Source organism: Pedococcus sp. P1_H8 (assembly GCF_056405175.1).
Genome location: NZ_JBFUCP010000072.1, coordinates 1 through 596, shown reverse-complemented (window position 1 = coordinate 596; position 596 = coordinate 1). Strand labels below are relative to the sequence as shown.

The following is a 596-nucleotide window of genomic DNA, read 5'->3' as shown; positions in this document are numbered from 1 at the left end:
CTCCTCGGAGTTCGCCACCAGGCTGCGGGTGCACGGCCGGCAACGGGACGAGCACCGGATCCTGTGGGTCAACAGTGCGGTCATCCCGAACTCGATCGCGGCGATCCTGCTCGACATCCGGGACCGGACGGGTTCGGTTCCGCACGTGTACTTCGAATGGACGGAGGGCGATCCGATCGCCAACCTGTTGCGATTCCTGTTCATCGGGCAGGGGGAGGAGGCGCCGGTGACCCGCGAGGTGCTCCGACGGGCCGAACCCGACCCGTCCCGTCGACCGCACGTCCACGTGGGGTGATGTAAGACCATGCGCGTCGACGGACAAGACATCCCGGTGCACGGCAGCCTGCTGCAGCCGCTGCGCCGGCGAACCAACGACCAGGTACGAGTGGTCGTCGCGGCGGTCTGCGTGATCGCCGTGGTGGTGGTCTCGCTGGTCACCCGCGGCCGGTGGGAGTCGGTCGAGTCGTCGATCTCCGACCTCATCGGGGTGGCGTCCCCGGACCTGTCCAACCGGTTCTACTCGTTCTACGGCGCGGCGATCGTGGCGCTGCCGTTCGCCATCCTGGTGGGGATCGTGGTGGGTCGACGCTGGAAGC

The 596-nt window shown here is 68.1% G+C and carries 1 protein-coding gene and 1 pseudogene; both read left to right on the top strand.

Annotated elements, in window-relative coordinates:
• A pseudogene (locus AC1DYG_RS18895) lies at positions 1-295 on the top strand (amino acid transporter); the annotation flags it as partial.
• A gap of 9 nt (positions 296-304) precedes the next feature.
• The coding region (locus AC1DYG_RS18890) for a hypothetical protein (RefSeq protein WP_477641406.1) at positions 305-596 on the top strand (292 nt) is incomplete at its 3' end.